Below are 25448 nucleotides of genomic sequence, written 5' to 3' on the forward strand. Positions count from 1 at the left end.
CCCTTTGTTTGTCCCCGGTGCTGTTTCGGGCCCCCCCCGGCCGGGGGGGGGGGGCGGGGGGGTGGGGGGGGGGGGGGGGGCCGGGGGCGGGCCCCCGGGGGGGCCCCGCCCCGCGAGGACTCACTCGGACTTCTCGGCGGCCTGCTCGCCCTCGGCGGCAGGCGTCTCCTCGGCGGCGGGGGCCTCCTCGGCAGCCGGGGCGGCCTCGGTCGCCTCGGCGGCCGGCGCCTCCTCGGCGGCGGGGGCCTCGGCCTGCGCGGCCTCGGCACCGGCCAGGAGCTCGCGCTCCCACTCGGCCAGCGGCTCGGCCTCGGCGGTCTCCGCGGCCTCGCCCTTCTTGCCGGAGTGGCGCTGCAGCAGGCCCTCGGCCGCGGCGTCGGCGATCACGCGGGTGAGCAGCGTGACGGAGCGGATCGCGTCGTCGTTGCCCGGGATGGCGTAGTCGACGTCGTCGGGGTCGCAGTTGGTGTCGAGGATCGCGACGACGGGGATGCCCAGCTTCTTCGCCTCGTTGACGGCCAGGTGCTCCTTGTTCGTGTCCACGATCCAGACCGCCGAGGGGGTCTTGGCCATGTCACGGATGCCGCCCAGCGTGCGCGCGAGCTTGTCCTTCTCGCGACGCAGGACGAGGAGCTCCTTCTTCGTCAGCGCCGAACCGGCGACGTCGTCGAAGTCGATCTCCTCGAGCTCCTTGAGGCGCTGGAGGCGCTTGTGCACGGTGGTGAAGTTGGTGAGCATGCCACCGAGCCAGCGGTGGTTCACGTACGGCATGCCGACGCGGGCGGCCTGCTCGGCCACGGGCTCCTGCGCCTGCTTCTTGGTGCCGACGAACAGGATGCTGCCGCCGTGGGCGACGGTCTCCTTGACGAACTCGTAGGCGCGGTCGATGTACGACAGCGACTGCTGGAGGTCGACGATGTAGATGCCGTTGCGCTCCGTGAAGATGAACCGCTTCATCTTCGGGTTCCAACGGCGGGTCTGGTGTCCGAAGTGGACACCGCTCTCGAGGAGCTGGCGCATGGTCACGACGGCCATGACACGTCCTTTCGCCGCGTGCGCCGGATCCTCCGGGCTGCACGCGCGTCAGGCGACCGGGCTGCTGCTGCAGGTCTCCGGCCGCGGTACTCGGTTCGTCGGTGACGGGCATCGGGCCCGGCACCCCTGGCGTCACGCCGGGCCGGCACCGTTCCCAGGGGACCCGGGGACGGACCGCTGCCGACGCGGCCGCGCCCTGCACCCGGCGGGCCGGGTCGCGGGGCGCGTACGTGACGCGCGATGTCGACCGGTTCGCGTCCGCTCCCCCGGCCCGGCGAGACCGCAGGACGTCGAGGACGGTCCACGGGATCCACCGGGATGGTTCGGGAAGGCGAGGCACAAGCCGATCGCGGCAGCCAGTCTACCCGACGGTTCCGGGCCTCTCCGCCCACCGGCCATCGCCCGCCTGCCGCCCCGACCGACGCGCCCGGCGCAGCCCTCGTCGGACGACGCGGCGCGCGGCGCCAACGCCCCGAGCCTGCCCCCAGGAGTCCGGCGCCACGGGCGGTCCACAGCGCCTCGGCCCGCTCGCCCAGCGGCCCGCCGGCTCCGCCAGCCTGCTCCCATGAAGCTTCCCGCCTCGACCGTCCGGGCACCGGCCCGCCGTGGCCGGCAGGTCGTTCGTGCCGCCGCGTGCCCCGTCGGGTCGTCCGGCCCCGCCACGACGGTCGCCCGACCCCTCATGAGACTCGTCGTCGGGCTCGTCGCGGTCGGCGTCGTGGGCCTCCTGGCCGCGGCACCGCTCGCCGGCGCGGCGCCTCCGGCACCGGCCCCGCACGCTGACGGCCAGGGATGGACGCGTCCCGTGCCCGGCGACGTCGTGCACCCGTTCGACCCGCCCGCCGAGGAGTGGGCCGCGGGCCACCGCGGGGTGGACCTCGCCGCCGCGACGGGCGAGCGGGTGCGGGCACCGGCCGCGGGAGCGGTGTCGTTCGCCGGGCAGGTCGCGGGCAAGCCCGTCGTGGTGGTCGCGCACCCCGGCGGCCTGCGGTCCACGTTCGAGCCCGTCGCCGCCTCGGTGGGCCTCGGCGACCCGGTGGCCGCGGGCGACGTCGTGGGCACGCTCACTGGGCCGGGGCACTGCGCGCCCGCCGGGTGCGTGCACTGGGGCGTGCTGCGCGGTGAGGTCTACCTCGACCCGCTCGCCCTGCTCGGCCAGGCGCCCCCGATCGTGCTGCTGCCCGGCGGTCCGTGAGCGGAGGCTGCGCGCGGTCGGGCCGACGCCCACGAGCCTGCGCCGACGACCAGGACGGGCGACCAGGGCGTGCGAACGGAACGGGCGAACGGAACGGGCGAACGGAACGGGTGAACGGAACGGGCCAACGGAACGAGCCAACGGGCGCTCGGACCGATCAGGCGCGCGGGAACGCCTGCACGAACACCTGGCGCAGCCGCTCGTCGTCCACGTGGGTGTACCGCTGCGTGGTGCCGAGGTCGGAGTGCCCCAGCACCTCCTGGACGGACCGCAGGTCCGAGCCGCCCTGCAGCAGGTGCGTCGCCGCGGAGTGCCGCAGCGCGTGCGGGGCCACGTCCTCCACGCCCGCCCGGGCCGCGAGCTGGTGCACCGCGTCGCGGACCTGCCGCTGCCCCCAGCGGCCCCCGCGCGCCCCCAGGAGGAGCGCGGCCCCGGACGTCGGCTGCAGCAGAGCCGGCCGACCGTGCGCCAGCCACTCGGACACCGCGCGCGCCGCCGGGACGCCGAACGGCACCACCCGCTCCTTGCCGCCCTTGCCGAGCACCCGCACGAGCCGGTCCGTGAGGTCGACGGCGGGCACGTCCACCTGCACCAGCTCGCCGACGCGGATGCCGCTGCCGTACAGGAGCTCGGCCGCGGCCCACGCGCGCAGCGCCGCGGGGCGATCCTCCGGCTCCGCGGTGTGCGCGACCTCGCGGGCGGTGTCGAGGAGCGTCGCGGCCGCGTCCGCGCTCAGCACCGTCGGCAGGGTCCGCGACACCTTCGGGCTCGCCAACCGCGCCGTCGGGTCCGTCTGCACCAGCCCGACGCGGTACGCCCACCGCAGGAAGGTCCGCGCCGCGGCGCCGCGTCGGGCGATGGTCGCCCGGGCCAGGCCGCGCTCGGCCTGCGCGGCGAGCCAGCCGCGCAGCACGACCACGTCGACCCCCGGCAGGCCGTCGACCCCGTGCCGCACCGCGTACCGCAGGAGCGACCCGACGTCGGCGCGGTACGCACGTCGCGTGTGCGCCGAGTGCCCGCGCTGGACCTCGAGATACTCGTCGAAACGCGCCAGCGCCCCCGCGAGCGGCGCCGGCAGCGGCGGCAGGTCCGGATCGGTGTCCATCCAGGTCAGTGTGCCCCTGAGCCGTCTCAGGACGGGTGAGGCGCCGCGCGTGTCGAGGTCGTCCACCGCCGCGACGCCCCTCGTGCGACCCGACCCGCCACCGCCGGACGACCTCGCGCACCGGCCCGTCGCCTCAGCCGTTCGGCGTCGTCCTGCCCGCCCCGCCGTCGGCGCGTCGGACGCGGCGCCACCGGCCGGCCTCCTGGGCGGCGAGCCCGCGCAGCTCGAGGGCACCGAGCCCGGCGAGCAGCTCGCCCGGCGCGAGCCCGGCCGTCCGCGCCAGCGCGTCCACTGCGGCCGCGCCCCGTGCCGGCAGCGCGTCCCACACCTGGCACGCGCGCTCGCCGAGAGCCTCGACCTCCGCCGGGATGCGCCGGCGCGACAGCGCACGGGCGGCGCGTCCCGGCACGGGAGCCCCCTCGCGGGAGCCCGGCGCAGCGTCGCCGTCGTACGGACCGGCGAGCTCGGCCACCTCGGCGGCGCCCGTCACGCAGACCGCCGCCCCGTCCCGCAGGAGCGCGTGGCACCCGGTCGAGGCACCCGACGTCACCGGGCCGGGAACGGCACCGAGGGGGCGCAGCAGTCGCGTCGCGTGCCGTGCCGTCGACAGCGCCCCCGACCGCCAGGCGGCCTCCACCACGACGGTCGCGCACGACACGGCCGCGATGATCCGGTTACGGGCGAGGAAACGCTGCTTGAACGGCGCCGACCCGGGCGGGACCTCGCTCACCACCGCGCCCGCGCCGTCCGCCAGGCGTCGCAGCAGGTCCTGGTTGCCCGGCGGGTAGAAGCGGTCGACGCCGCCGGCGAGGACCGCCAGGGTGGGAGCACCTCCGGCGACCGCCCCGCGATGGGCCGCGGCGTCGATCCCGTACGCCCCGCCCGACACGACGGCGAAGCCACGGTCCGCGACACCGGCCGCCAGGTCCGCCGCCACGTGGTCCCCGTAGGCGCTCGACGCCCGCGCCCCGACGAGCGCGACCGACCGCTCCGTCAGCGCGGCGAGGTCGGCGTCGCCCCGCACCCACAGGGCGAAGGGCTCTTCCGGTCCCAGCGCGGCGAGCCGCGCCGGCCAGCGCGCGTCCCCGGGCACCAGCAGCGTGCCGCCGAGCCGTTCGAGGACCCGCAGCTCCCGCCGCGGGTCGAGCCGCTCGAGCCGCGGCGCCCACCGGGCGACCCCCTCCATCAGCCGGTCGGCGGCGACGTCGCTGCCCAGCGGCTCGACCGCCGACCCCCGGAGGGCGCGCGCCGGGTCGCGGACCGCGTCGACGACCCACTCCAGCGCCGCCGGAGCGCCGAGGTGCGCGACGAGGGCGCCCGCCACCGCGTCGGCCGGCTCGGCCAACCGGCTCCACGCGGCGCGGGCGAGCACCGGGTCGTCCACCGCGAAGGGCAGCCCTCCGGCGTCGAGCGACCGTGTCGCGGTCAGTGTCGACTCCACGGCCGGCTCCACGCCCGGCTCCGCGACCGGCTCACGCATGGCTCCCCCTCGTGCGCATCGTCACGGCCCTGGAGACGTCGTCGACCGTCGGTGCGGCGCGCCCCGCGAGGTCGGCGTGCGTCCACGCGATCCGCAGCACCCGGTCGGCCCCGCGCAGGCTGAGCACTCCCCGGTCGACCATCTGCTCGATCGGCTGCAGCACCCCCGGTGCTCGCGACCGCTCCCGCAACCACCGCCCGGGCACCTCCGCGTTCGTGGTCCAGGGCGTCCCGGCCAGCCGCTCGCGGGCGGCGGCCCTGGCCTGGGCGACCCGGGCCGCGACCACCGCCGACGACTCCCCCTCCGACCGTGCCGTCCGTTCCGCCCGCGTCACGGGCAGCACCTCCACCTGCAGGTCGACGCGGTCGAGCAGCGGCCCCGACAGGCGACCGAAGTACCGGCGCTTCGCCATGGGCGTGCAGGAGCAGTCCAGCCCCTTGTTCACCGACGCCATCCCGCACGGGCAGGGGTTCGCCGCCAGCACCAGCTGGAAGCGCGCCGGGTAGCGGGCGGCTCCCCCGGAACGGTGCAGCACCAGCTCCCCCTGCTCCAGCGGCTGGCGCAGCGTCTCCAGCACGCGGGACGGGAACTCGGGGGCCTCGTCCAGGAGCAGCACCCCTCGGTGCGCGCGGGAGACCGCGCCGGGCCGGGCCAGGCCGCTGCCCCCGCCGACGATCGCGGCCGGGGTGGCCGTATGGTGCGGGTCCTCGAACGGCGGACGCGTCAGGAGGCCGTTCCCGGGGTCGAACGTCCCGGCCACCGAGTGCACGGACGTCACCTCCACGGCCTCGGAGGGCGTGAGGTCCGGCAGGATGCCCGGCAGCCTGGCAGCCAGCATGGTCTTGCCCGCACCCGGCGGCCCGACCAGGAGCAGATGGTGCCCGCCGGCGGCCGCGACCTCGAGCGCCATCCGCGCCTGCACCTGCCCGACCACCTCCGCGAGGTCCCCCGGCGGCCGGCGCGGCGCGGACTGCCGCGCCGCCCGGACCGGGTCCAGCACCGGCGGCTCGGCGAGCTCGCCGCCGTGGAGCAGCACCACCTCGGCCAGGCTCGACGCCGCGTGGACGCGCGCCCCGGGGACCAGCCGGGCCTCGTCAGCGTCCCCGGTCGCGACCACGACGTCGGGGCAGCCCGCCTCGACGGCCGCGGCGACCGCAGGGAGCACCCCGCGCACGGGCTGGAGGCGCCCGTCGAGGCCGAGCTCCGCCAGGTGCACCACCCGGTCCAGCCCGGCCCGGGGTACCACGCCGTCCCCCGCGAGCACGGCGACCGCGATGGCGACGTCGAACGACGAACCGGACTTGCGCAGCGACGCGGGCGACAGGTTGACGGTGATCTTGCGGTGCGGCCACTTGATGCCGGTGGAGAGCACCGCGGCCCGCACCCGCTCGCGCGACTCGTTGAGCGCCGTGTCCGGCAGCCCCACCAGCGTGAACCCGGGGACGGACGCCGCGAGCTGCGCCTGCACCTCCACGACGTGCCCCGTCAGCCCGGTGAGGGCGACCGCCGCCGTCGTCCCGAGGCCCATCAGAGCACCCCCACGAGATGCTCGACCTGCGCGGCGCCCGCCCGCGGCAGCACCACGGCCACCACGTCGACCCGGATCTCGCGGCAGCGCACGTCCCGGTGCTCCACCAGCCACTGCCCCGTGAGCCGGCGGATCCGGGACAGCTTGGCGACCGTCACCGCCTCCGCGGGGTGGCCGAACGCGGTGCCCCGTCGAGTCTTCACCTCGATCGCGACCAGCACGTCGCCGTCGCGCGCGACGAGGTCGAGCTCGCCTCCCGTGCCGCGCCAGTTGCGCTCGAGCACCTCCATGCCCTGCGCCTCGACGTGGCGCGCGGCCACCCGTTCCCCGTACCGCCCGACGGCGTCCTTCGCCCGCATCGAACCACCTCCGCGGGGAAGCCTCGCGGCCCGGTGCAGGGCCGACGCGCACGCGGACGATGTCCTGTGGACGAGGGGCGCGGGGGGCGGCCTGTGGGCAGCCTCCACGCCTACCGGCGCCTCGTGGCGTCGACAGGGAGCGAGCTACAGGGCGAGCTCGGCCTTCGCGAGCTCCTCCACGTTGACGTCCTTGAACGTCACCACGCGCACCGACTTGACGAACCGCGCGGAGCGGTAGACGTCCCACACCCAGGCGTCGGCCAGCCGGAGCTCGAAGTAGACCTCGCCGGCGGCGGACCGCACCTGCAGGTCCACCTGGTTGGCGAGGTAGAACCGCCGCTCCGTCTCCACGACGTACGAGAACAGGCCCACCACGTCGCGGTACTCGCGGTACAGCGCGAGCTCCATCTCGGTCTCGTAGTTCTCGAGGTCTTCGGCGCTCACAGGGCCATCATCCCATCGGGCGGGTCGAGGGCGAGGGCTGCGGCGGGCGCGCCGGGCGCCGGGACCGCTCCGTCGTCCGCGAGGGCGCGCAGGTTCCACGACCGGCGGTGCTGCGGCGTCGGGCCGAGCCGGCGCAGCGCGTCCAGGTGGGCGGGCGCCGAGTACCCCTTGTTCTGGTCCCACGCGTACGCCGGGTACTGGCGCGCCAGACGCACGAGCAGCCCGTCCCGCTCCACCTTGGCGAGCACGCTCGCGGCCGCGACCGAGGAGCACTGCAGGTCCGCCTTGACGAGGGTGCGCACCCCCGGCTCGGGCGCCTCGGGCCCGAGCGGGTCGAGGGCCGCCGCCTCGAACAGGTCGACGTCGCCCCGGCTCAGCCAGTCGTGCGAGCCGTCGAGGAGCACCACGTCCACGTCGCCGCACGTCCGCCGGACCTGGGCCAGCGCCCGCCGCCCGGCGAGCCGCAGCGCGGCCACGATGCCGTGCGCGTCGATCTCCGCCGGCCCCGCGTGCCCGACGGCCCACGCGACGCCCCAGCGCTGCAGCTGCGGCACCATCGCGACCCGTGCCGCCGGGGTGAGGAGCTTCGAGTCGGTCAGCCCCTGGGGCGCCGTCCGCGTCGCCGCGTCCACGACGACGACCCCCACGCTCACGGGCCCGGCGAGGGAGCCGCGCCCCACCTCGTCCATGCCCGCGACCAGCCGTGCGCCGCCCGTGAGCAGCGCACGCTCCTGGCGCAGCGTCGGGCTCCGGCGCTGCTTGGCACCGACGCCGGCCGTGCGGCGGCGGGGCGGCGTGGGTCGGCGCACCGTCTCCGGCCCGGACGTCGCCCGGACGGGCTCGACGCCGTCCTGCCCTGCGTCCTGCCCTGCGTCCTGCGCGGGGCCGCGCTCGACCAGCGACGTCACGGCTCCGGGACCTTCGCGAAGACGTCGCCCGGGTTGCGCAGGAGCTTCGCGTCGCCCAGCGGCCACACGGTGGCGAACGCCGACCCGACGACGTTGTCCATCGGCACGAACCCGCCGCCGGGCTTGCCCGTGTTGTAGCGGGAGTCCTGCGAGTTCTGCCGGTTGTCGCCCATGACGAACAGGAAGTCGTCGGGCACGACCGTGTCGAACGGGTCCTGGCTCGGCACCGAGCCCGGCTTGATGTACGACTCCTCGTCGATCGGCTCCCCGTTGATGCTCACGCGGCCCTGGTCGTCGCAGCACGTCACGTGGTCGCCGGGCGTCCCGACGACCCGCTTGATCAGGTGGTCGCCCGTCTCCTGCGGCAGGAGCCCCACGAACGTCAGGACGTTCGTCAACGCCTGTCCCACGGGGGTCCGCTCGGGCGGCTCGTACGGCGGCAGCCAGCCGCCGGGGTCCTTGAACACCACGATGTCGCCCCGGTGGACGTCGAACACGTCCGGCACCATCCGCGAGACCATGACCCGGTCACCGATCTCCAGCGTGTCCTCCATCGACCCGCTGGGGATGTAGAACGCCTGCACCAGGAACGTCTTGATGAGCCACGACAGGACCAGCGCGCTGACCACGATGATCGCGGTCTCGCGCAGGACGCCGAGCCCTCGGCTCGGGGCCGGTCCCTCGGCGGGGGCAGGGCGGCCCGCCCCGACCACGGCGTCGAAGCCCTCGACCCCGTCGCCGGAGCCGGTGCCCGCGGGGTCGTGGGGACGGGGATCGCGCGCGCTGGGCCGGTCTGTCACGGGATCGGAGTCTGCCACGCCCTCACTCTTTCACTCGCCACCGTCCACGGCGAAACCGCGACGGGCCCCCGGTCGCGCTCCGGCGGCGGCCCCGGCCGACCCCGGGGACGACGACGGACGGACGGCCCTGCCATCGGCAGGACCGCCCGTCCGGGGGTGCGCGTCAGCGCGTCGCGACGCGGCGCATCACGCCGCGCGGCCTCACTTCGAGGTCGGCGCGGTCTCGCGCTTCTCGCGGATCTTCGCCTTCTTGCCGCGCAGGTTGCGCAGGTAGTACAGCTTCGCCCGGCGGACGACGCCGCGGGAGACGACCTCGATCGAGTCGATGGTCGGGGCGTGCAGGGGGAACGTCCGCTCCACGCCGACGCCGAAGCTGATCTTGCGGACGGTGAACGTCTCGCGGACGCCGCCGCCCTGGCGCGCGATGACGATGCCCTGGAACGCCTGGACGCGCGAGCGGTTGCCCTCGACGACCTTGACGTTGACCTTGACGGTGTCGCCGGCGCGGAAGTCCGGGACGTCGGAGCGCAGCGAGGCTGCGTCGACGGAGTCGAGCGTGTGCATGGTGGTCTCCCCGCCCTGCCACAGGTCAGGAGCAAGATCGTGGCGCGCCCGCAGGGGGCACACGGAATCTGACGTGTCGGTGGGTGCGTCGGCTCCTCGACCAGGCGGGCTGACCAGCAGCCCGTCGTGACCTCCCCTGTGGCAGAGGCCGGGTCGGCGAACGCACCAGCGCCCTATTCTGCCACACGTCCCGGCGCGGACCCCGGCTCGGGCTCCGCCGCGGGACGGAGGCGTCCGTCACGCACCTCCCAGCCGAGGCCGGCGAGGAAGGCGCGGTCCGCCTTGTCCAGCGACGCGGGGTCGAGCGCGGCCACCATGTCGGGGCGCCGTGCGGCCGTCCGCTCCAGCGCCCGGTCGCGACGCCAGCGCTCGATCCGGGCGTGGTGGCCGGACAGGAGCACCTCGGGCACCTCGAGCTCCGCCCACTCCGGCGGCTTCGTGTACACCGGGTACTCCAGCAGGCCGGCCGCGCCGTGCGACTCCTCGACCAGCGAGTGCGGGTTCCCGACGACGCCCGGCAGCAGCCGCCCGAACGCCTCGATCATCACGAGCGCGGCCACCTCCCCGCCGTTGAGCACGTAGTCGCCGATGGACAGCTCACTGACGCGGTGGCCTGCGGCGCGGGTGCGCTCCGCGACGCGCGCGTCGATGCCCTCGTACCGGCCGCACGCGATGACCACGTGCTCCTCGGCCGCGAGCGCCTCGGCGTGCCGCTGCGTGAAGACGTCGCCCGACGGCGTGGGCACGACCAGGTGCCCGCCACCGCCCGCCGGCAGGACGTCGTCGAGCGCCCGCCCCCAGACGTCCGGGCGCATGACCATGCCCGCTCCCCCGCCGAACGGGGTGTCGTCGACCGTGCGGTGCCGGTCGGTGGTCCAGTCCCGCAGGTCGTGCACCCGCAGGTCGAGCAGCCCGGCCCTGCGCGCCTTGCCGACCAGCGACAGGTCCAGCGCGGCGAGGTAGTCGGGGAAGATCGAGACGACGTCGACGCGCACGTCAGGCCTCGTCCTGGGCGCCGTCCGCCCGGTCGACGACGGCGGACTCCGCGTCGCGGGCCAGCAGCCCGCCCGGGGGCGTCAGGACGACCCGCCCGCCGGCGACGTCGACCACGGGCACGATGGCGCGGACGAACGGGACGAGCGTGCGCTCGCCGCCGGTCTCCCGCACGACGAGCGCGTCGTGCGCCGGCAGGTGCTCGAGGCCGGTCACCTCGCCGACCACGGTCCCGTCCTCGAGCTCGGCCCGCAGGCCCTGCAGCTCGTGCGGGTACCAGGCGTCCTCCTCGTCGGAGGCGTCGGCCTCGACGACGAGCTCGACGCCGCGCAGCGCCTCGGCCGCGGTGCGGTCGGCCACCTCCGCGAAGGACACGAGCCAGCGGCCCTGGTGCACCCGCGCGGCCGTCACCGTCAGCGGCCCGGCCTCGGCCGGCTCGGTCGCGAGGGTGAGGCCCACCGCGAGCCGTTCCTCGGGGTTGTCGGTGCGCAGGTCGAGGCCGACCTCGCCCCGGAGCCCGTGCGCCCGCCCGACGCGCGCCACCACCAGCTGCATGACCACTCCTGTCTCGAACTGTTCTCGTGGACCGGTGACCACCGGTCCAGCATGCCTCGCGGCAGACGACGAGGCCCGGCCCCACTCTCGGTGGGGTCGGGCCTCGTCAGTGCTACGGCAGCGGGTGCGGCACGCGTCAGCGCCGGTCGACGTCCACGACGTCGACCCGCACGGGGCCGTCCGTCGCGAGCGCGCCGACCACCGTGCGCAGCGCCTTCGCCGTCCGTCCGCCCCGACCGATCACGCGGCCGAGGTCGTCGGGGTGCACCCGCACCTCGAGCAGGTCGCCCCGGCGCTGCGTCCGCGAAGCCACCCGGACGTCGTCCGGGTTGTCCACGATGCCGCGCACCAGGTGCTCGAGGGCCTCGGCGAGCATCAGGCCTCGGCCTCAGCCTCGGTGGCCTCGGCCGCCGGCTCGTCGGCCTTCTTCTCGGCAGCCTTCGCCTTGGCCTTCTCGGCCTCGGCGGCGACGGCCTCGACCGCGGCGACGCTGTCGGCCTTCGCGGTCTTGGTCTTGAGGGTGCCCTCGGCGCCCGGAAGACCCTTGAACTTCTGCCAGTCACCGGTGATCTTGAGCAGCGCGGCGACCTGCTCGGTCGGCTGCGCGCCGACGCCGAGCCAGTACTGCGCCCGCTCGGACTTGATCTCGATGAACGACGGCTCCTCGGTCGGGTGGTACTTCCCGATCTCCTCGATGACGCGCCCGTCGCGCTTGGAGCGCGAGTCGGCCACGACGACGCGGTAGTACGGGGCCCGGATCTTGCCGAGGCGCTTCAGACGAATCTTGACGGCCACTGTGGTGGTGTCTCCTGGTTCTGGTGGGGCGACCTCACGCGCCGCCGGGTGGGGTCCTGGCGGTGTCCGGAGGTCAGGAACACGACCTGCGCAGGAGAGAGGGGCCTGGGCACGCCGAGTACCCCGCCATTGTGCCAGACCGGGCGCGCCCGCTCCAACCACGGGTGACGCACCTCTCGCGCCCGCGCGGGGAGGTCAGCCGCGGACGACCTGCCCGCGCAGCACGACGGCGGTCGGGTGCCGCAGCACCTCGATGTCCTCGCGCGGGTCGGCGGGGTACACCACCAGGTCCGCGCTGGACCCCTCGACGAGGGCGCCGAAGCCCAGGAGCTCGCGCGCCCGCCAGGTCGCCATCGCGACGACGTCGACGGCGGGGATGCCGGCCGCGACCAGCTCGGCGCACTCGTCCACGACCCGCCCGTGCCCGAGGGTGCCGCCGGCGTCCGTCCCGACGAGCAGCGGGACGCCCGCCTCGTGGAGCGCGCGCACGTGCTCGTACCGACGGGCGTGCATGCGTCGCATCCGCGCCGCGTACTCGGGGTACTTCCCCTCGGCCTGCCGGGCGATCTCCTCGAAGCGGGCCACCTGGAGCAGCGTGGGGGTCACGGGGATGCGCCGCGCCGCGACCTCGTCCACGAGCGGTCCCACGATGCCGGTGCCGTGCTCGATGCCGTCCACGCCCGCGGCGAGCAGGTCGGGCACGACCTCCTCGGAGAAGGCGTGCACCGTCACGCGCGCGGCCTCCGCGTGCGCGGCGGCGACGGCCTCCGTGAGCACGTCGCGCGGCCACAGCGGGCCGAGGTCGCCCGCCTCGCGGTCGATCCAGTCCCCGACCAGCTTGACCCAGCCGTCCGCGCCGCGCGCCTGGGCGCGCACCGCGTCGGGGAGCGCTCCCACGTCGTCGAGCTCCAGGCCGAAGCCCTGCAGGTAGCGCTTGGGGCGGGCCAGGTGCCGGCCGGCGCGCACGAGGCGCGGCAGGTCGGGGCGTTCCTGGACCCAGGACGTGTCCACGGGCGAGCCCGCGTCGCGCACGAGCAGGACGCCGGAGTCGCGATCGGCGACGGCCTGGGCCTCCGCCGTCTCCTGGTCGACCGCGCCGTCCGGGCCGAGGCCCACGTGGCAGTGCACGTCCACCAGACCCGGCAGCACCCAGCCCTCGAGCTCGCGGGTGGCGCTGCCCTGGGGCGACGGCCGCGTCAGGCTGACCCGCCCGTCGCGCACCCACATCTCGCCGACGTCGCGATCGTGACCGAGCAGGACGTGGCCGGTGACGTGCAGCGGGACGTGCGGGGCAGACATGGTCGAAGGCTACCGAGTCGGGGGGCCGGGCCGTGGACGCCGGTCCGTGCGCCTCAGCGTCCGCCGAGCAGCTTGTCGAGCCCGTCCGGCAACTGGAGCTTCGAGAGGTCCTGCTCGGCCGGCTCCGCGCCGCCCATCCCGAACGCGGAGCCCTGGGGGGACGACGTCGCGGCGGGGCCGCCGAGCGCGCGCTGCATGGCCTCGCGTTCCTGCTGCGCCCGCTTCGCGGGGTTGCCCGACTTGCCCTTGACCTTCTTCGACGGCGCCTGCTTGCCGCGCGACTTCTTGCCGCCGCCCGGCATCCCCGGCATCCCGGGGACGCCGCCGGGCATGCCCGGCATGCCGCCGCCCTTGCTCATCTGGCGCATCATCTTCTGCGCCTGCGTGAACCGCTCGAGGAGCTGGTTGACGGCCGTCGTCGTCTGGCCGGATCCCCGCGCGATGCGGGCGCGGCGCGAGCCGTTGATGATCTTGGGGTTGTCGCGCTCGGCGGGCGTCATCGACTGGATGAGGGCCTGGACGCGGTCGACCTCGCGCTCGTCGAAGTTCTCGAGCTGCTCGCGCATCTGCCCCATGCCCGGCATCATCCCGAGCATCTTCTTCATGGAGCCGAGCTTCTTCATCTGCTGCATCTGCACCAGGAAGTCGGACAGCGTGAAGTCCTCGCCCTTCTCCACCTTGGCCGCCATCTTGGCGGCCTCCTCGGCGTCGAAGGCCTTCTCGGCCTGCTCGATGAGGGTGAGCACGTCACCCATGTCGAGGATGCGCGACGCCATGCGGTCAGGGTGGAAGACCTCGAAGTCGGTGAGCTTCTCACCGGTCGAGGCGAACATGATGGGGCGGCCCGTCACCGTCGCCACCGAGAGGGCGGCGCCACCGCGCGCGTCGCCGTCGAGCTTGGACAGGACGACGCCGGTGAAGTCGACGCCCTCCTCGAAGGCCTTCGCCGTGGCGACGGCGTCCTGGCCGATCATCGCGTCGATGACGAACAGGACCTCGTCGGGCTGCACGGCGTCGCGGATGTCCGACGCCTGCTGCATGAGCACCTGGTCGACGCCCAGGCGGCCCGCGGTGTCGACGATGACGACGTCGTGCTGCTTGACCTTCGCCTCGGCGACGCCGTCGCGGGCCACGCCCACGGGGTCGCCGATGACGACGTCCGTCTCCGCACCCTGGTTGCCCGGGTGCGGCGCGTAGACCGGGACGCCGGCCCGCTCGGCGACGACGGAGAGCTGGGTCACCGCGTTGGGGCGCTGCAGGTCGGCGGCGACGAGCAGCGGGGTGTGGCCCTGCTCCTTGAGCGCCAGCGCCAGCTTGCCGGCGAGGGTCGTCTTGCCGGCGCCCTGGAGGCCGGCGAGCATGATGACCGTCGGCGGCGTCTTGGAGAGCTGCAACGGCCGGGTCTGCCCGCCGAGGATCGACACGAGCTCGTCGTTGACGATCTTCACGACCTGCTGCGCCGGGTTGAGCGCGCCGGACACCTCGGCCGACAGCGCACGCTCGCGCACCGCGGCGGTGAACTCGCGCACGACGGGCACGGCGACGTCGGCGTCGAGGAGCGCTCGACGGATCTCGCGCACGGTCGCGTCGATGTCCGCCTCGGAGAGCCGGCCCCGCCCGCGCAGGTTCTTGAACGTCGCGGTGAGCCGGTCCGACAGGGAGTTGAACACCAGGCAGGTCCTTAGGAGAGGTCGTCGTGGGGTGCGGCCACCTAGCCTACCGTCCGACGGCGAGCGCCCGACGGGCCCGCCCCATGAGGTCGTCCACGAGGCTCGCGCGCCACGCCGTCCACCCCGCCGGGCCCAGCGACGACGAGTCCGCCTCCGTGACCACGCGCACCACCTCGAGCAGGTCGCCGCGGTGCTCGAGCGCGTCGAGGAGCTCCGCCACCGTGGCCGGGTCCTCGAGGTCGGCCGTGGTGGCGAGGCGCGCGAGGGTGAGGTGGTGGCGCACGACGAGGCCGACGTCGCGCGCCATGTCGTCGCCGAACCCCGTCCGGAGCACGATGCCGGGCGCGACGCGGGCGCCCTCCACGGAGTGGTCGGGCTCGACGGCGCCGCGGCGCTTGCCGATGTCGTGCAGGAGGGCGCCGAGCAGGAGCTGCTCCGTCGGCGCCGCCGCGACGCCCCCGTCCGCCGCGACCTGGCGGCGCACCCGGACGGCGCGCGCCGCCGTCTCCACCAGGTGCCGGTCCACGGTGTGCCGGTGGACCGCGGCCCGCTGGGGGCGGTTGCGCACGGCCGCCCACTCGGGGATCCAGGTCGTGACGACGCCGGCCAGGTCGAGCGCCTCCCAGACCGGCACCTGGGCCGGCCCCGCGCCGAGCAGCGTGAGCAGCGCGGAGCGCGCGGCGGGCGGCCACGGCGCGGGCGGCGGCGGGGACTCCGCGAGCGACTGCACGGTCACGGGCGAGAGCACGAGACCGGTGCGCGCCGCGGTGGCCGCCGCCCGCAGCGGGAGCAGCGGGTCCTCGGCCGGCTGCGCCCCGACGGCCAGCACGAGCTCGCCGTCGTGCTCCACGAGGCCGTCGCCCACCGACCGCAGCCGCGGCGCGGACCGGCGCCCCCGGACCATGACGGGCCGGCGGACCGCGGGGCGCTGCAGCGCCTGCCGGGCGCGGCGCACGGTGGAGTCCAGCGCGTAGGAGATCTCCCGACCGGCCTCGGCGAGGCTGGCCAGCAGCTCGTCGGGGTCGTCGTACCCGCAGCGGGCGGCCACCTCGTCGAGGTCGGCGAGCAGCAGCTTGGTGGACCGGCGCCGCGTCACGACGTGCACCGCGTCCCGCACGTCCAGCAGGTGCGCGTACGCCCGGTCCACGCGGCCGTGCGGGCGGTCGGTGAGCCACGTGGCCGCGAGCGCCGACAGCAGGACGGCGTCGCGGATGCCGCCCCGTGACTCCTTGAGGTCCGGCTCGATGAGGTACGCCAGCTCCCCCGCGCGCTCGGCCCGGTCGCGGGCGCTGTGCAGCAGCTCGGGCAGTCGGCGGCGCGACGCCGAGCGCCAGTCGGTGAGGATCGCGGAGGCCGCGCGGTGCACGACGACGGCGTCCCCCGCCACGGGCCGCACGTCCAGCCAGCCGACGGCGGCGGGCAGGTCGGTGGACGCGAGCCGACGGGTCTGGCTCAGCGAGCGCACGGCGTGGTCGACGTCGACGCCGGAGTCCCACAGCGGGTACCAGAGCGCGTCGGCGACGCGGGCGAGCTCGTCGGGCTTGTGGGTGCGGCCGTCGTGCACGAGCACGAGGTCGAGGTCCGACAGCGGGCCGAGCTCGCCGCGGCCGAGGCTGCCGACGGCGGCCAGCGCGAGGCCCGTCGGGTCCACGTCGGCCGTGGCGGCCTGGTACAGGGGGGTGAGCCGGTCGGTGACGAGCTGCTGCAGGGCCGTGCGCCGCGCGACCCCCGATCGGCCGGGGCCGGTCAGGCCGTCGGCGGCGGCGAGCAGGTCCGCGCGCAGGGGGCCCACCGCGGGGGTCGTGGTGGGGCCGTCGTCGACGCGCGAACCCCGCACCCCGGCGTCCGGGGTGCGGGGCTCTGTCGCGCCCGGCTGGTCGTCCGGGAGCACTGTCCGCGCCTCCTAGAGGGCCGCGTCGCCGTGCTCGCCGGTGCGCACGCGCACCACGTCGTCGAGCGTCGTGGTCCACACCTTGCCGTCCCCGATCCTGCCGGTCTGGGCGGCCTTGACGACGACGTCCACGACGGTGGACGCGTCCTCGTCCGCGACGAGGACCTCCACGCGGACCTTGGGCACCAGGTCGACCGTGTACTCGGCACCCCGGTACACCTCGGTGTGGCCCTTCTGGCGTCCGTAGCCGCTGGCCTCGCTGACGGTCATCCCACGGATGCCGGCGGCCTCGAGGGCGGACTTCACGTCGTCCAGGCGGTGGGGCTGGACGACCCCGGTGACGAGCTTCATGCGCGGATCTCCCTCTTGATCTGGCCGCTGGCGGAACCCTGCGGGACGGTCTCGTACGCGGACTCGCTGTGCACCGCCAGGTCGATGCCACCGACCTCGGCCTCCTCGGAGACCCGCCAGCCCATGACCGCCTTGAGCGCGATCGCGATGAGGTAGGTGACGATGCCGGAGAAGACGATCGCGACGACGGCGATGATCGCCTGGACCGCGAGCTGGTTCAGGCCGCCGCCGTAGAACAGGCCCGTCTCGGTGGCCAGGAAGCCGATGGAGACCGTGCCCCAGAGGCCGGAGACGAGGTGCACGCCCACGACGTCGAGCGAGTCGTCGTAGCCCAGCTTGTACTTCAGGCCCACCGCGAAGGCGGAGAGCACGCCGGCGATCGCGCCGACCGCGATGGAGCCGACGGGGCTGACGGACCCGGCGGCCGGGGTGATCGCGACGAGCCCGGCCACGACACCCGACGCCGCACCGAGCGACGTCGCGGAGCCGTCGCGCAGCTTCTCCACCAGGAGCCAGCCGAGCACCGCGGCCGCGGTGGCGACCGTCGTGTTGACCCACGCGAGTCCGGCGAAGCCGTCGGCCGTGAAGGCGGAGCCGCCGTTGAAGCCGAACCAGCCGAACCACAGGAGCGCCGCGCCCAGCATGACGAGCGGCAGGTTGTGCGGGCGCATCGGCTCGGAGCCGAAGCCCTTGCGCTTGCCGACCACCAGGGCGAGGACCAGCGCGGCCACACCGGCGTTGATGTGCACCACGGTGCCCCCGGCGAAGTCGATCGGCGTCGCGATGGACGCGAACGGCCCGTCCCCGGACAGCAGGCCGCCGCCCCAGACCATGTGCGCCATCGGGAAGTAGCAGAGGGTCACCCACACGGCCACGAAGACCATCCAGGTACCGAACTTGGCGCGGTCGGCGATCGCGCCGGAGATCAGGGCGACGGTGATGATGGCGAACGTCGCCTGGAAGCCGACGCCCACGATGCCGGGCACGCCGAAGTCGTCGATCGCGAACTCGCCCGCGGCGTCGTAGATCGCGCCCGACAGCCCGAACTGGTCGAACGGGTTGCCGACGATCCCGCCGAGGTCGGCGCCGTAGGACATCGACCAGCCCCACAGCACGTAGACGACGCCGACGACGGCGATCGCGCCGAACGACATCATCATCATGTTCAGCACGGACTTGCCGCGCACCATCCCGCCGTAGAAGAGCGCGAGTCCAGGGGTCATCAGGAGCACGAGAGATGCCGACATCAGCATCCACGCGGTTGCTCCGGTGTCCAGCTCCATGAGTTGTTCCTCCCTCACCAGCCGGGCGGCCGGGTCGGGCACTACCGTGGTCGGGCGGGGTTTCGCCTGGAGTGTTCTGGTGTTTCGCGGGTGTGACAAGGCCCCGTCACGCGTCAACTTTGCGTTAACGGGGCCCTGTCGTGGGGCGCCGCGGGCCGCCGCGGGCCGCCGCGTGCGCGGCGGAGGTCAGCCCAGCAGGCCGTCCACGAACTGCTCGGGGTCGAACGGCGCCAGGTCGTCGGGGCCCTCCCCCAGCCCGACGAGCTTGACCGGCACGCCGAGCTCGCGCTGCACGGCGACGACGATGCCGCCGCGGGCGGTGCCGTCGAGCTTGGTGAGCACGATGCCGGTGACGCCCGCGACCTCGCCGAAGACGCGGGCCTGGTTGAGGCCGTTCTGCCCGGTCGTGGCGTCGAGCACGAGCAGCACCTCGGCGAGCGGCGCTTCCCGGGTGATGACGCGGGTGATCTTGCCCAGCTCGTCCATGAGGCCTGCCTTGTTCTGCAGGCGGCCCGCGGTGTCGACGAGGACGACGTCGGTGCCCTCGGCCTTGCCGCGCTTCACGGCGTCGAACGCGACGGCGGCCGGGTCGGCGCCGTCGCGGTCCGAGCGCACCGTCTCCACGCCCACGCGGGCGCCCCAGGTCTGCAGCTGGTCGGCGGCCGCCGCGCGGAACGTGTCCGCCGCGCCGAGCACCACGGACCGGTCCTCCGCGACCAGCACGCGCGCCAGCTTGCCGACCGTCGTCGTCTTGCCCGTGCCGTTGACGCCCACCACGAGCACGACGGCCGGCAGCCGCGCGCCGTCGTCGCCGACCGGGCCGGTCGTGGCGACCTCGCGGTCCAGCGCCGGGTCGACGACCTTGAGCAGCTCCTCACGCAGCAGGTCTCGCACGGTCTTCGGGTCGCGGACGCCGAGCACGCGCACGCGCGTGCGCAGGGCCTCGAGCAGCTCCTCGGCCGGTCCTGCGCCGATGTCGGCGAGCAGCAGCGTCTCCTCGAGCTCGTCCCAGTCGTCCTCGGTGAGGTGGTCGCGGGAGAGCACGCTGAGCAGCCGCGCGCCGAGCGGCGACCCCGACCGGGCGAGCCGGTCGCGCAGGCGCACCAGGCGCCCGGCCACCGGCTCCGGCGTCTCGAGCGCGGGCGCCGCCGGTTCCGCCGCGGGGGCCGCGTCGACCGACGCTCCCTCCGGCGCGGGGGCGACCGTCGTGGCGCCGTCGTCCCGCTGGTCGACCTGCTGGTCGATCCGCTGGTCGGGGCGCCGGCGGCGCGTCCTCGGGGCGAGCAGTGCGGCACCGCCGCCGACCACGACGACGACGCCGAGAAGGATCCAGAGCCAGAGCTGATCAGTCACGCGGACAGTCTCCCAGAACCGCGCGGGCGTGCCGCCCGGCGAGGATCGCCGCCGGGCCCCCGGACGAGGGGGTCACTCCGGCTTGCGGACGCTCCCCACGTGCCACGAGCTGCGCGCCTGCAGGCGCGCGCGGTGCAGTGCATCGGTGAGCTCCTCCGGGTCGACATAGCCCGGGGCGTCCTCGACCGTCGCGGCGAAGAACTCGTCCATCCCCGTCTCGACGGGGGCTGGGGGCGCGACGCGCTTGCGGCGCAGCCCGGACCGGAAGTCGCGGAGGAAGCGACCGAGGCCGGGGGCCTCATCGTCCTGACCCTCACGACGTTCCATGACGTTGGCCACGAGGAACACCACCGCGGCGAGAACGAGGGACCCGAGGACCCAGAGGACGAACGTGAGCATGGCGTTATTCTCCCCGCGCATCGACGGTCTCGCGCATCCGCTGGGAGATGACGGTCGTCACACCGTCGCCGCGCATGGTCACGCCGTACAGCGCGTCCGCGACCTCCATCGTGCGCTTCTGGTGGGTGATGACGATGAGCTGGGAGTCCTCCTGCAGCTCGCGGAAGATCTCCAGCAGTCGGCCCAGGTTCACGTCGTCGAGCGCCGCCTCGACCTCGTCCATCACGTAGAACGGGCTGGGGCGCGCCTTGAAGATCGACACGAGGAACGCGACCGCCGTGAGCGACCGCTCCCCGCCGGACAGCAGCGACAGCCGCTTGACCTTCTTGCCCGCCGGGCGCGCCTCGACCTCGATGCCCGTGGTGAGAAGATCACCCGGGTCGGTGAGCACCAGGCGCCCCTCGCCACCCGGGAAGAGCCGGCCGAAGACCCGCTCGAACTGCTCCGCGGTGTCGCGGAACGCCTCCGCGAAGACCTGCTGCACCCGCTCGTCGATCTCCTCGACGATGTGCAGCAGGTCCTGGCGCGACTTCTTGAGGTCCGCCAGCTGTTCCGTGAGGAACTGGTGCCGCTCCTCCAGGGCCGCGAACTCCTCCAGCGCGAGCGGGTTGACCGCGCCGATGCGCGCGAGCGCGCGCTCCGCCGTCGCGAGCCGCTTCTCCTGCTCCGCGCGCACGTACGGCACGGGCTCCGGGTCCGGGTCCTCCTCGGCGGCCTCGGTGGGGCGCGCCACCGGCACGTCGCGGTGCGGGCCGAACTCCTCGACCAGGACGTCGGGGTCGCTGCCCAGCTCGTCCACCGCCCGGGCCTGCAGCTGCTCGAGCCGCGCCACCTGCTGGGCGCGCGCGACCTCGTCGCGGTGCGCGACGTCGGTGAGGTCGCGCAGCTCGCGCGCGAGCCGGTCGGCGTCGGTGCGGACCGTCTCGAGCTCCCGCTGCCGCGCGCCGCGCTCCTCGTCGGCGGCCGCGCGCTCGGCCTGGGCCCGCTCGATCGAGCGGGCGAGGACGGCCAGGGCCGTGCCCGCGTCGTCGCGCACCGCGGCCGCCGTCCGCGCCTCGGCCGCGCGCTGCACCGCCCGCCGCTCCGCCTTCTCCCGCGCGGCACGCTCCTGCGCCGCGGCCCGCGCGAGGCCCTGCGCGCGGCCGGCGACGGCGCGCGCCCGCTCCTCGCTGGTGCGCAGCTCCAGCCGCGCCTCGGTCTCCGCCGCGCGCGCCGCGGTGGCGGCCTCCTGCGCCGCCTCCCGGGCCGCCTGCGCCTCGGCCACCTGCTCCTGCGACTGCGCGGGCTCGGCCTCCGCGACCTCGAGGCGCCGGGCCAGCTCGGCGAGCTCCGCCTCGTCGGCCTTCCGCCGCTCGGCGGCCTGGGCGAGCGTCGCGCGGTGCCGCTCGGCCTCCGCGAGCGCGGACCGGTGCGCCGAGCCGAGCGTGCCGAGCTGCTCCGCGACGGCGGCGAGGGCGGCGTCCGACTCGTGCAGCCGGGCGAGGGTGTCGTCGTGGGCGGCCTGCGCGGTCTCGAGACGCTCGCGCGCCCCGACCAGCTCGAAGCGGCAGCGCTCGCCGCGGGCGGCCGCGTCGTCGAGCCCCTCCTTGGCCTCGTCGAGCGCCGACGTCAGGTGCAGCACGCTCGGCGCGGCCGCGGAGCCGCCCCAGGCCCGCGCCGCGCCCAGCAGGTCGCCGGCCCGCGTCACGGCGACGACGCCGGGTGCCTTCTGGACCAAGGCGCGCGCCTGGGCCAGGTCGTCCACCACGACCACGTCGCGCAGCAGCGTGCGCAGCGGGGCGGCCGCGGGTCCGGCCACGGTGACGACGTCGGGCGCCCGGCGCGCGCCGTCGGGCAGGTCGGCGGGGACCGGGGACTCCCCCGGCGCGCCGTCGTCGGCGCCGCCCACGACGAGCCCGGCGCGGCCGGCGTCGTCGTCGCGCAGGCGTCGCAGCGCGTCGACCGCCGCGTCGAGGTCGCGCACGGCCACGGCGTCCGCGACCGGGCCGAGGGCGGCCGTCACCGCGTCCTCGTAGCCCGCCTCGACGCCGAGCAGCGCGGCGACCGAGCCGAGCACGCCGGGCGCGGCGTCCGCGAGCAGGGCGCCCGCGCCGTCCTTGCGGTCCAGGCTGAGCTCGAGGGCCTCGACCCGCGCGCTCCAGGTGGCGCGGTCGCGCTCGGCCTCGGCCGCGCGGGCCTCGAGGTCCTGCACGGCCGTCTGCGCGTCGGCGAGCGCCGTCGTCGCCTCCTCGTGCCGGGCGTCGAGGTCCTCCTCGCCCTCCTCGGCGCCCACGACCTGCACCTCGAGCGCGCCGAACTCGCGCGCTGCCTCCTCGGCCCGGCGCTCCGCCTCCGCGACGACCTCGCGCACGCGTTCCAGCTCCGCGTCACCCGCCTCGACGCGGCTGCGGCGCGCGGCCACCTGCCCGGAGAGCCGGGCGAGCCCCTCGCGACGGTCGGCCACGCCGCGGTGCAGGGTCGCGAGCTCGCGCTCCGCGGCGTCCGCGGCCTTCTCGGCGTCCGTGCGCGCGGCGACCGCGGTCTCGAGCGCGGCGCGCGCGAGCTCGACCTCGCGGGTCAGCTCCGCCTCCGTGGCCCGCGCCCGCTCGGCCTGGGCCTCCAGGGCGGCCGGGTCCTGGCCGCGGTGCTCCGGCTCGGTGGCGCCCAGCAGCCGCACCCGCTCGTCGGCGAGCGTGGCCAGCCCCCGCAGCCGCTCGCGCAGCGCGCTCAGCGCGTGGAAGGCGTCGGCCGCGCGGCCGGCGTCCGCGACCGCGGCGGACGCCGCGACCTCGAGCCTCGCCAGGTGCTCCCGCGCCCGCTCCAGCCCCTGCTCCGTCTCCTGCTGACGCTCGCGCAGCGCCGCCTCGTCGGCCCGCTCCTGGGCCATCTGGGCGGTGAGCTGGGCCAGGTCGTCGGCGAGGAGCCGGGCCTTCGCGTCCCGCAGGTCGGCCTGGACGGTCCGCGCCTTGCGCGCCGCCTCCGCCTGCCGCCCGAGCGGGCCGAGCTGGCGACGCAGCTCCGCGGTGAGGTCCGTGAGGCGGGCGAGGTTGCCCTGCATCGCCTCGAGCTTGCGCAGCGCCTTCTCCTTGCGCTTGCGGTGCTTGAGGACGCCGGCCGCCTCCTCGACGAAGCCGCGGCGGTCGTCGGGGGTGGCGCGCAGCACGGCGTCGAGCTGCCCCTGCCCCACCACGACGTGCATCTCGCGGCCGATGCCGGAGTCGCTCAGCAGCTCCTGGATGTCGAGGAGCCGGCACGAGCTGCCGTTGATCGCGTACTCCGACCCGCCGCTGCGGAACAGCGTGCGGGTGATCGTCACCTCGGTGTAGTCGATCGGCAGCGCGCCGTCGGTGTTGTCGATCGTGAGGGACACCTCGGCCCGGCCGAGCGGCGGGCGGCCGGCGGTGCCGGCGAAGATCACGTCCTCCATCTTGCCGCCGCGCAGCGACTTGGCGCCCTGCTCCCCCATCACCCACGACAGCGCGTCGACCACGTTCGACTTGCCCGAGCCGTTCGGCCCGACGACGCACGTGATGCCCGGCTCGAGGCTCAGCGTCGTCGCCGAGGCGAACGACTTGAAGCCGCGGAGCGTGAGCGTCTTGAGGTGCACCCGGCGAGCCTAACCGCCGGATCCCGCCGATCCGCGGAACTTCGCCGGTCCCGCCCGGAGACGTCCGGACACGCCGACGGCCGGGCCCGTGCGGGCCCGGCCGTGCGACGTCGTGCGTGAGGCGTGCGTGACGTACGAGCGCTCAGAGGTTCGGGAACCAGAGGCCGATCTCGCGGGCCGCGGACTCGGGCGAGTCGGAGCCGTGCACCAGGTTCTGCTGCACCTTGAGGCCCCAGTCGCGGCCCAGGTCGCCGCGGATGGTGCCGGGCGCGGCCTCGGTGGGGTTGGTCGCGCCCGCCAGCGAGCGGAACCCGGGGATGACGCCCTGGCCCTCGGCGACGACGGCGAGTGTCGGGCCCGAGAGCATGAAGTCGACGAGCGGCTGGTAGAACGGCTTGCCCTCGTGCTCCGCGTAGTGCGCGGCGAGGAGCTCGGTCGTGGCCTGCTTCAGCTCGACGGCGACGAGCGTGTAGCCCTTCGCCTCGATGCGCCGCAGCACCTCGCCGGACAGCCCGCGGCGGACGCCGTCGGGCTTGACGAGCACCAGGGTGCGCTCGATGGCGGGCTCGGCGGGCAGGGTCGTGTCTGCGGCGTCGGTCATGGCGGAGAGCCTATCGGCGCCCGCGCCCTGCCCTGTACTCCCGCCCCTCACCCTGCACTGCCTTCCAGCACGCGATCTTTCGCGTCATCGGGCCTTGTCTCGCGAGGAATCGCTTGCTGGAAGGCCAGAGTCACACCGGACGAAGACCGCCCACAGCGCGCCGTCGCGCGACGTTGTCCACAGGTCCGGGCTCGGCGGCGCGACGGGCGTCGTCGGAATGATCGCCTTGCGCGATGCGACCGCTCACCCCACCGCCTCCGGCACTCCTGACGCTGGCCGCGCGACAGGAAGGTCTCGTGACGACGCGCCAGTGCGAGACGGCCGAGATGTCCGCCGACCGGCTGGCACGCATGGCACGGCAGGGGCGCTGGGTGCGGTTGAGCACCGCCGTCTACGACACCGATCCCGTCCCCGTGGACCATCGCGAACGACGAGATCTCTTCGACCATCGCCGCCGCCGTGCCGCGTGGTTCGGGCTGCTTGCCTACGGGCCGTCGGCGATCGCCGTCGGGCAGTCCGCCCTGGCCCTGCACGAGATCCAGGGACTGCCCGTCCACATCACCCCGGAGGTGATGCTCCCGAGTGGATTCCCCAGGGTCTCCCGTGACGGCGTCGCGGTCAGGCAGTACGACGCCGGGCTTGCGACCGAGCTCGTCCGTGGTCGCCGGGTCGTCCCCGTCGTGCACGCGCTCGCCCAGGCGGTGCCACACCTCGGTCGTCGGCACGCCGTCGCCGTCCTCGACAACGCGGTGTACGCCGGCCGCGTCAGCCGTGCCGAGGTCGAGACCGCGCACGACCTCGCCCGAGGACGACGCGGGGTGGAGCGCACCCATCCGTGGTGGCGGCTGGTCGACGGGCGAGCGGAATCACCGCTGGAGACCTGGGCGCGCCTCGAGTGCCTCGACGCCGGTGTCCCGCCCGACGACCTCCAACGGGACTTCCACGCACCGAACGGTCGGTTCATCGGCCGGGGCGACCTCGTGTGGCGCCTCCCGGGCGGACGCTGGTTCCTCCTCGAGATGGACGGCGAGGAGGTCCACGGCTCGCTCGAGGCGGTCTACTCCGACCGCGCACGCCAGAACGCCCTCGTCGCCGACGGCGGGGTCGTCGTGCAACGGGCTACCTCCGAGGACCTGCGGGTGCCCGGTCGGCTCGGGGACGAGGTGGCCGGCCGACTGCGCCGGGCCGGGTGGCGCGCGGCCGACGAACGAACAAGCGATCTGTCGCGTCATTCGGCTGAATGACGCGACAGAT

24 protein-coding genes are annotated in these 25448 nt (G+C 75.3%); 2 read left to right on the forward strand and 22 right to left on the reverse strand.

From position 1 onward, the window contains the following. Window positions 1–120: 120 nt before the first annotated feature. Window positions 121–1035 (reverse strand): 30S ribosomal protein S2, encoded by a 915-nt coding sequence (gene rpsB / locus ACFQ8T_RS13840; protein WP_429762281.1) that lies wholly within the window; start codon window positions 1033–1035, stop codon window positions 121–123. 682 nt (window positions 1036–1717) lie between these two features. Between rpsB and ACFQ8T_RS13845 the strand changes: the two genes are divergently transcribed. After that, on the forward strand, window positions 1718–2230 hold the full coding sequence (locus ACFQ8T_RS13845; RefSeq protein WP_430547101.1) for a murein hydrolase activator EnvC family protein: 513 nt from the start codon (window positions 1718–1720) through the stop codon (window positions 2228–2230). Between the two features lie 157 nt (window positions 2231–2387). Here the strand turns inward: ACFQ8T_RS13845 and ACFQ8T_RS13850 are convergent, their stop codons facing one another. The 21 genes from ACFQ8T_RS13850 to ndk all read right to left on the reverse strand — a co-directional run bounded on the left by ACFQ8T_RS13850 (window position 2388) and on the right by ndk (window position 24194). After that, on the reverse strand, window positions 2388–3335 hold the full coding sequence (locus ACFQ8T_RS13850) for a tyrosine recombinase XerC (protein ID WP_430547102.1): 948 nt from the start codon (window positions 3333–3335) through the stop codon (window positions 2388–2390). Window positions 3336–3468: 133 nt separating this feature from the next. Continuing rightward, window positions 3469–4815 (reverse strand): DNA-processing protein DprA, encoded by a 1347-nt coding sequence (dprA, locus tag ACFQ8T_RS13855; RefSeq protein WP_430547103.1) that lies wholly within the window; start codon window positions 4813–4815, stop codon window positions 3469–3471. Next, on the reverse strand, window positions 4808–6343 hold the full coding sequence (locus ACFQ8T_RS13860; protein WP_430547104.1) for a YifB family Mg chelatase-like AAA ATPase: 1536 nt from the start codon (window positions 6341–6343) through the stop codon (window positions 4808–4810). The genes dprA and ACFQ8T_RS13860 overlap by 8 nt, the downstream gene beginning before the upstream one ends. After that, a complete protein-coding gene (locus ACFQ8T_RS13865; protein WP_430547105.1) occupies window positions 6343–6702 on the reverse strand; it encodes a YraN family protein in 360 nt (119 codons plus the stop codon). The genes ACFQ8T_RS13860 and ACFQ8T_RS13865 overlap by 1 nt, the downstream gene beginning before the upstream one ends. Window positions 6703–6846: 144 nt before the next feature. Further along, a complete protein-coding gene (locus tag ACFQ8T_RS13870) occupies window positions 6847–7146 on the reverse strand; it encodes a DUF2469 domain-containing protein (RefSeq protein ID WP_013838354.1) in 300 nt (99 codons plus the stop codon). Next, window positions 7143–7955 carry a ribonuclease HII gene (locus tag ACFQ8T_RS13875; RefSeq protein WP_430547195.1) on the reverse strand — a complete coding sequence of 271 codons (813 nt, stop codon included), beginning with the start codon at window positions 7953–7955 and terminating at the stop codon, window positions 7143–7145. Before ACFQ8T_RS13875 ends, ACFQ8T_RS13870 begins: the two co-directional genes overlap by 4 nt. A 95-nt stretch (window positions 7956–8050) precedes the next feature. Beyond that, window positions 8051–8872: a signal peptidase I gene (gene lepB / locus ACFQ8T_RS13880; protein WP_430547106.1), complete on the reverse strand. Its 822-nt coding sequence runs from the start codon at window positions 8870–8872 to the stop codon at window positions 8051–8053. 183 nt (window positions 8873–9055) lie between these two features. Then, a complete protein-coding gene (gene rplS, locus ACFQ8T_RS13885) occupies window positions 9056–9418 on the reverse strand; it encodes a 50S ribosomal protein L19 (RefSeq protein WP_429762293.1) in 363 nt (120 codons plus the stop codon). Between the two features lie 173 nt (window positions 9419–9591). Next, window positions 9592–10413 carry a tRNA (guanosine(37)-N1)-methyltransferase TrmD gene (gene trmD / locus ACFQ8T_RS13890; protein WP_430547107.1) on the reverse strand — a complete coding sequence of 274 codons (822 nt, stop codon included), beginning with the start codon at window positions 10411–10413 and terminating at the stop codon, window positions 9592–9594. Window position 10414: 1 nt separating this feature from the next. Then, window positions 10415–10966 (reverse strand): ribosome maturation factor RimM, encoded by a 552-nt coding sequence (rimM, locus tag ACFQ8T_RS13895; RefSeq protein WP_430547108.1) that lies wholly within the window; start codon window positions 10964–10966, stop codon window positions 10415–10417. Between the two features lie 136 nt (window positions 10967–11102). Next, entirely contained in the window at window positions 11103–11342 is a 240-nt protein-coding gene (locus tag ACFQ8T_RS13900) for an RNA-binding protein (RefSeq protein ID WP_429728397.1), read from the reverse strand. Beyond that, window positions 11342–11761, reverse strand: coding sequence for a 30S ribosomal protein S16 (rpsP, locus tag ACFQ8T_RS13905; protein WP_430547109.1), 420 nt, complete (start codon window positions 11759–11761; stop codon window positions 11342–11344). The genes ACFQ8T_RS13900 and rpsP overlap by 1 nt, the downstream gene beginning before the upstream one ends. A gap of 195 nt (window positions 11762–11956) precedes the next feature. Then, window positions 11957–13060 carry an amidohydrolase family protein gene (locus tag ACFQ8T_RS13910; RefSeq protein WP_430547110.1) on the reverse strand — a complete coding sequence of 368 codons (1104 nt, stop codon included), beginning with the start codon at window positions 13058–13060 and terminating at the stop codon, window positions 11957–11959. Between the two features lie 53 nt (window positions 13061–13113). Continuing rightward, window positions 13114–14730: a signal recognition particle protein gene (ffh, locus tag ACFQ8T_RS13915; RefSeq protein WP_430547111.1), complete on the reverse strand. Its 1617-nt coding sequence runs from the start codon at window positions 14728–14730 to the stop codon at window positions 13114–13116. A gap of 46 nt (window positions 14731–14776) precedes the next feature. Next, entirely contained in the window at window positions 14777–16621 is a 1845-nt protein-coding gene (locus ACFQ8T_RS13920) for an HD domain-containing protein (protein WP_430547112.1), read from the reverse strand. Between the two features lie 12 nt (window positions 16622–16633). Next, window positions 16634–16972 (reverse strand): P-II family nitrogen regulator, encoded by a 339-nt coding sequence (locus tag ACFQ8T_RS13925; RefSeq protein WP_429728391.1) that lies wholly within the window; start codon window positions 16970–16972, stop codon window positions 16634–16636. Further along, the gene (locus ACFQ8T_RS13930; RefSeq protein WP_430547113.1) at window positions 16969–18255 is read right to left on the reverse strand and encodes an ammonium transporter; all 1287 of its coding nucleotides are present in this window, start codon (window positions 18253–18255) and stop codon (window positions 16969–16971) included. Before ACFQ8T_RS13930 ends, ACFQ8T_RS13925 begins: the two co-directional genes overlap by 4 nt. Before the next feature lie 186 nt (window positions 18256–18441). Beyond that, entirely contained in the window at window positions 18442–19608 is a 1167-nt protein-coding gene (ftsY, locus tag ACFQ8T_RS13935) for a signal recognition particle-docking protein FtsY (protein WP_430547114.1), read from the reverse strand. Between the two features lie 72 nt (window positions 19609–19680). Further along, window positions 19681–20007: a hypothetical protein gene (locus ACFQ8T_RS13940; RefSeq protein ID WP_430547115.1), complete on the reverse strand. Its 327-nt coding sequence runs from the start codon at window positions 20005–20007 to the stop codon at window positions 19681–19683. Window positions 20008–20011: 4 nt separating this feature from the next. Next, window positions 20012–23593, reverse strand: coding sequence for a chromosome segregation protein SMC (gene smc / locus ACFQ8T_RS13945; protein WP_430547116.1), 3582 nt, complete (start codon window positions 23591–23593; stop codon window positions 20012–20014). 142 nt (window positions 23594–23735) lie between these two features. Continuing rightward, window positions 23736–24194: a nucleoside-diphosphate kinase gene (ndk, locus tag ACFQ8T_RS13950; protein ID WP_430547117.1), complete on the reverse strand. Its 459-nt coding sequence runs from the start codon at window positions 24192–24194 to the stop codon at window positions 23736–23738. 233 nt (window positions 24195–24427) lie between these two features. Between ndk and ACFQ8T_RS13955 the strand changes: the two genes are divergently transcribed. Beyond that, on the forward strand, window positions 24428–25438 hold the full coding sequence (locus ACFQ8T_RS13955) for a type IV toxin-antitoxin system AbiEi family antitoxin domain-containing protein (protein WP_430547118.1): 1011 nt from the start codon (window positions 24428–24430) through the stop codon (window positions 25436–25438). Window positions 25439–25448 lie beyond the last annotated feature (10 nt).

It is taken from the genome of Isoptericola sp. NPDC056618 (genome assembly GCF_042792715.1).
In the GTDB taxonomy this organism is placed as follows: Bacteria; Actinomycetota; Actinomycetes; order Actinomycetales; family Cellulomonadaceae; genus Isoptericola; species Isoptericola nanjingensis.